We start from the raw sequence: 5,956 nt of genomic DNA, 5'->3' as shown, positions 1-5,956 counted from the left end.
GATTGCCGGCGAGGAAATCGAGCGGGATTTCGTTGCGGCGGGTCTTGTCGAACAGATAGCGGCTGCCGCGCACCCAGGTCCACATAGCCAGCACAATGGTGAAGGCCACCGCCAGCGAAGCCCAGCCACCCTCGAACACTTTGACGATGTTGGAGGCAAAAAAGCCGACATCGATGAAGCCGAACAGCGCCGTCATGGCGACCGCCACCCACAGCCGCCATTTCCAGATCCGGGTCATGACGACGAACAGCAGCACCGTCGTCACCAGCATGTTGCCGGTCACCGAGATGCCGTATGCCGACGCCAGCCTGCTGGATTCGCCGAAGCCGACGACCAGCAGCATCACCGCCAGCGCCAGCAACAGAGTGACGCGCGGCATGTAGATCTGGCCCGACTGCTTCTCCGAGGTGTGCAGGATTTCCAGGCGCGGCAGCATATTGAGCTGCACCGCCTGCCGGGTCAGCGAGAAGGCGCCGGAGATGACCGCCTGGCTGGCGATGACAGTCGCGGCCGTCGCCAGCACGACCATCGGGATCAGCGTCCAGCCTTCGTTCATCTCGAAGAATGGATGGCCGACGACGCCATTCTTGGCCAGCACGAAGGCGCCTTGCCCGGCATAATTGAGCAGCAGGCAGGGAAACACGATCGCCAGCCAGGCCAGCACGATCGGCTTGCGGCCGAAATGGCCGAGATCGGCATAGAGTGCTTCGGCGCCGGTGACGGCGAGGAAGATGGCGCCGATGGTCACGAAAGCGACGTCGGGCGAATTGATCAGGAAGGCGACGATGTAGTGCGGGCTCACCGCCCACAGGATTTCCGGATCGGCGATGATGTGGTTGAGCCCGGAAAGGCCAATTGCCAGGAACCACACCGCCGTCACCGGGCCGAACACCAATCCTACCCCGCCCGTGCCGAAGCGCTGCACCGCAAACACCATGGTAAGAATGACCAGTGTCAGCGGCACGACATAGGGCTGGAAGGTCGGCGTGACGACATTCATGCCCTCAACCGCCGACAGCACCGATATCGCCGGTGTGATGACGGCATCACCGAAGAAAAGCGATGCCCCGACGATGCCGATGCCGAGCATCAGCGCCGAGCGCTTGGGGAAACTGCCGCGCGCCAGCGCCATCAGCGACAGCACGCCGCCCTCGCCGCCGTTATCGGCGCGCAGCACGAACATGATGTACTTGATGGTGACGATGATCGTCAGCGACCAGATGATCAATGACAAAACGCCGAGGATATCGCCGCGCTCGGCGACATTGCCGCCCGACGACGCCACCAGCGCCTCACGGAACGCGTAGATCGGGCTGGTGCCAATATCGCCATAGACAACGCCGAGCGCGCCTAGCATCAGCACCTCGGGGCTTTGCTGTTCGATTGCCGGATGGCTCGACTGTTCGACGGGTTCTGCCTCGCTACCAGTATTGGTAAGGACCATGGACGACACTCCGATAAGGGGCGGCCCTCTACCTTTGCTGCACTGCAATATCAAGTGCCGCGACGTAATGGCTCCGTGTGCGGACCGCATTTGTTGCCGCACCGGCGGATTGTCTCATACGAAACCACGATCCCGCTCCCGGGCCATTTCCTCGACGAGACACAGGCCAAGGGGACCTGAAGGAGGGCCAGACCGGATGGGCGATGATCTGCGGCAGGAAACGATGGCGCTGCTTGTAGCTGACGGCATGTCTTTCTCCTTTGTGTGTCTGCCAGACGAGCGGGCGGGCACGGAAGTGGTCGCGCTCTGGCTGCCAGACATACTCGTCCAACCTGATGAAAACCTGACTTGTACACCCAGCCCAAACAGGTGCGAGGGGTCGGTCTATTACCAAAGGCTCTGAGGGCTGATTCTCTAGGGTTCGGCATTCAATACACCGAGCGCTTGGCGGCGGCCGGCGTCGAACCCGCAGTGGGCAGTGTCGGCGACTCTTTCGATAATGCTCTCGCGGAAACGATCAACGGTCTTTACAAGGCCGAGGTGATGCATCGACGCGGACCCTGGCGCTCATTCGAGGCCGTCGAGTTCGCCACGCTCGAATGGGTCGACTGCTTCAACAATCCTGCTGGAGCCCATCGGCAACATCCCGCCGGCCGAAGCCGAGGAACGCTACTACGCCATGCTGGATGAACCAGCCATAGCCGCGTGACTCAAACGAAACGGCCACCGGAATGCCCGGGGCAGTTCACATCCATTTGATGCCAGCTTCATCGTATTTTCTTCGGCTTGGACGGGCACTTGGCAGACCCACAGAGCTGGGAACCCTTTGCCATACTACAACTGTAACATCATATCGGTTTAGCAGGTCAAGCTTCGGTGGTAACCTCATTGGGTAGAATAACTACTTTGGAGGCGAGCAATGGATCGCGATAACAAACGGGCACGTGCAGCTGCAAGATCATCTCAAGGCGTGGGGAGCAGTAGCCTCCGTGACGTTCCAGAGGGGCCATTGAGCGATGTTGCAGAACGGCTGGTAACCGCTAACCCGCGCGATACAGCGCGAAATCTTGGGGGCTTCAAAGGCCTCGGGACGCACGAGCGAACAGCCGTTCGGGGCACTCAACCCGGGCCAGAAACTGACCTCGCGAGATTTGAAAGGCGGACCAATCGGCTTGGACGATCAGCCATCAATCTGGCCGCGACATTAACAGCCGAATTGGGGTACAGCACGGATGACATAGCATTGCAGAAAGTCGGAGCGGCCAGTAATCTAGGCGATTACCTAACGCCAGGGCTGCAAGATGCTATTGTTAATCGCATTGGCAACATGGATCCGCCGTCGCAAGCTCTCGGAACTTATTATGTTGCGCCACACTTCAGTAAGTTTACTGACGAAAATAAATCTCGCATTCTTGATCAGGCCATTGGATTGGCTTCTTCTGATCCGGATGGCAATGTCAGAAACATGGCATCCAATGCTATTCTCAACATGTATCCCCAGTTAGACGCAAATCAACAGGCCCAAGCTCACTCAGTTTTTCCCGGCATGCAAGACATCTTGCCGCACATGCCGCCGCCGCAGCATGCAGCAGAGGAACGGAGTGCGAATCTGGACGGCCACATAGCAGGTATTGAGGCTGCAGTCCGTGATACAGTAGGCCCGCAAACCTCCTATGAACAGCTGCAGCGGGGTGCTCAAATCGGGCGGTCCATAAACCACGCCTTCAATCACGCCCGAGAGGACCTAATGGAGGCCACCAGAAGCAGAGATCGCTCCGGCCGTTGAGGTCTCGGCCATGGTACAGTGACGCTTTCTCTCCCGAATTCCGTTTACGGCCTTGCCGTTTCCAATTCGCTGGCCGTTGACGTACCTGCTTAGTGTAACTTTCAAAAACCACGTCTGCCGGGTGATGCGCTGCAAGCATCGCACCACCCGCTGCGGCATCGATCTGTCGAGCGGCGACATCGCGCGACGCCGGTTCGGTCTCTGAAGCACGCGCAGCATTAGCTACGGCTAATCCGGCAATGGAACAATGCTTTCAACAAAAACGACGCCCCCCAACATAGCCATTAGCATCGCGTGCTCACTCGCCGTGGGCTTCTGTGCGGCAAGTCTTTACGCAACCTTCCGCCACGGCGGTAGCGGCGAGGCTCTGATGGCGTTTGATGTCCGTGCCTTTTGGTTTGAGACGCCCTTCTATTTGGGTTTCGCAACCCCCGTTTTCTATCGGGGCGCGGCTATCGTGCTCTCGACGTCCGCGGTCGTCTTGCTGATTCAGCAGATCGTATTGCGCCGCAAGCTCGAACACCACGGGACGGCTCGTTGGGCTCGAGTGGATGAAATGCGACGCGCGGGATATCTGCGACGATACCGTGGCGTGACAGGGCCGGTGTTTGGGAAGACAAGTGGCCCTTTCTGGCCTGGCTACTACCTCACCAATGGCGAGCAGCCTCACAGCCTCATCGTTGCACCGACCCGCGCTGGCAAGGGCGTCGGCATAGTCATTCCAACGCTACTTACATTCAAAGGCTCGGTGATAGCTCTGGACGTCAAGGGGGAGCTCTTTGAGCTCACCTCGAGGGCGCGCAAAGCCGCAGGTGACGACGTGTTTAAATTCGCGCCGCTGGATTCGGAGCGGCGCACAAACTGCTACAATCCGCTGTTGGATCTTATAGCGTTGCCTCCACAGCAGCAATTCACCGAAGCCCGCCGCTTGGCCGCAAACCTGATTACGGCCAAGGGGGAGGGCGCGGAAGGTTTCGTCAGCGGCGCGCGAGATATCTTTGTCGCGGGAATCCTTGCCTGCATCGAGCGGGGCACGCCAACAATCGGCGCCGTCTATGACCTCTTCGCCCAGCCGGGGGAGAAGTTTAAGCTCTTCGCGCGACTCGCCATGGAGACCCAGAACAAAGAGGCACAACGCATCTTCGACGACATGGCGGGGAACGATACGAAAATCCTAACCTCCTACACTTCCGTGCTCGGCGATGGCGGGCTCAACCTGTGGGCGGATCCCGCTGTAAAGGCGGCCACAAGTCGCTCGGACTTTTCGGTCTATGATCTTCGCCGTCGCAGAACGTGCATCTATCTTTGCGTTGGTCCGAACGACCTTGAGGTGATCGCGCCTCTGATACGCTTGTTTTTTCAGCAAATCGTTTCAATTCTGCAGCGGTCGCTGGCCCGCCGGGATGAAAAGCACGAGGTTCTCTTCCTGCTCGACGAGTTCAAGCACTTGGGTAAGCTGGAGGCGATCGAGACCGCAATCACGACTATCGCGGGCTACAAGGGGCGTTTCATGCTCATCATCCAAAGCCTTTCGGCACTGACGGGGGCTTATGGAGAGGCTGGCAAGCAGAATTTTCTCAGCAATACCGGACTGCAAGTGTTCATGGCCACGGCTGATGACGAGACTCCGAACTACATTTCCAAGGCCATCGGTGAATACACGTTTGAAGCCAAATCGATTTCCCACAGCCAGGCGCGAACGTTCGACTGGACCATTCAGAATTCACATCAAGGTGCACCGCTATTGCGTCCCGAACAGGTTCGGCTGCTCGATGACGACTACGAGATTGTTCTCATCAAAGGTCTGCCACCATTAAAATTGAGGAAGGTGCGTTATTTCTCGGATCGCATTCTGAAACGCATCTTTGAACGCCAGACAGGCGCCCTCCCGGAGCCGGCGCCCTTGACGGGAGCAGAGGACGCGCTCTCCGCCGAATCTCAACTCGATGACCCGCTGTGTGAATTGGCGCAGGACTTTGACGATACAGTTTGATGTGAGGCTGGTGTGGACCCCGCGAAAAAATCCATCCCGTGTAACAGCTTTGTCGCAGGTGCAGGACGCCGGCTTGGAAGAGGGGCAAGCAGGCCAAGCCCGGCAAGTGGGCTTTGAGCAGCACGTGTCCGAGGCGCTCCGGCCGCTGTTCGATGGTCGAGCTGACGAGCCGCCAACCAATCCAGAGGAGCTTCTGCGACTGGAACAGGGGGGGTCGCGAGGTGCTTCAGCGAGGGCAGGATCATCAAGCCGCCTCGTCTTTTTTCAGCAACCCAGGGATGCCCGCTGGACGGGATGACCTCAACAGAAGCGTGTCGGAGGCTTTCGCAAGCTCTGGGACGCCGGAGTTCGGGCCGCCGCCCCCAGTCTTGGCTGCCAGCCAACAGCAGATCCGCCCTTCGCCGGATGAGCTTGACCAGGGCAACCACCTGCCACCCGAGTGAGTCGTCCCAACAATGAACATTCACCAGCGCTGTTGTGGCCAGCGCAGACGCAGAGGGCCCTGAATACGCTGCAAGCCGTCGCCATTCAGCAGCAGCTGAGCGAAATCGGCAATTCAGGCGGCCGCGTGCATATGCAGAGAGGGGCTGATGCGATCTCCGGACCGGTAGCTCTCGCCGTAATTGATCAGGCTGGTACTGTTGGAAGGCTTGATCAGCCTCGTCACCCCAATCTCCAGCATAGCTCACTGTCACGCGGCCAACGTGCCTCCGTAGCTAACATCTACGTCAGC

At 58.9% G+C, this 5,956-nt stretch carries 3 protein-coding genes and 1 pseudogene; 3 read left to right on the top strand and 1 reads right to left on the bottom strand.

The window, feature by feature from the left end:
• On the bottom strand, window positions 1-1,444 hold a 1,444-nt coding region (locus NKI69_RS33355), incomplete at its 3' end, for a potassium transporter Kup (RefSeq protein WP_352723436.1).
• A gap of 426 nt (window positions 1,445-1,870) precedes the next feature.
• On the opposite strand from NKI69_RS33355, the pseudogene NKI69_RS33350 reads away from it, so the two are divergent.
• From NKI69_RS33350 to virD4, 3 genes and pseudogenes are all read left to right on the top strand, one after another.
• Window positions 1,871-2,153 (top strand): annotated as a pseudogene (locus NKI69_RS33350) (IS3 family transposase); the annotation flags it as partial.
• A 300-nt stretch (window positions 2,154-2,453) separates the two neighbouring features.
• Window positions 2,454-3,230 (top strand): hypothetical protein, encoded by a 777-nt coding sequence (locus tag NKI69_RS33345; RefSeq protein ID WP_352607955.1) that lies wholly within the window; start codon window positions 2,454-2,456, stop codon window positions 3,228-3,230.
• 247 nt (window positions 3,231-3,477) lie between these two features.
• Entirely contained in the window at window positions 3,478-5,223 is a 1,746-nt protein-coding gene (gene virD4, locus NKI69_RS33340; protein ID WP_352723434.1) for a type IV secretion system ATPase VirD4, read from the top strand.
• Window positions 5,224-5,956 lie beyond the last annotated feature (733 nt).

The sequence above is a fragment of the Mesorhizobium sp. M0491 genome (assembly GCF_040321265.1).
Lineage (GTDB): Bacteria > Pseudomonadota > Alphaproteobacteria > Rhizobiales > Rhizobiaceae > Mesorhizobium.
The sequence above is the reverse complement of the archived record's forward strand: the minus strand, read 5'-3'. Positions and strand labels throughout refer to the sequence as shown.

What these genes read in the sequence shown, in the direction of transcription:
- virD4 (WP_352723434.1), top strand. Translation starts at nt 3,478, where the DNA reads ATGCTTTCAACAAAAACGACGCCCCCCAACATAGCCATTAGCATCGCG.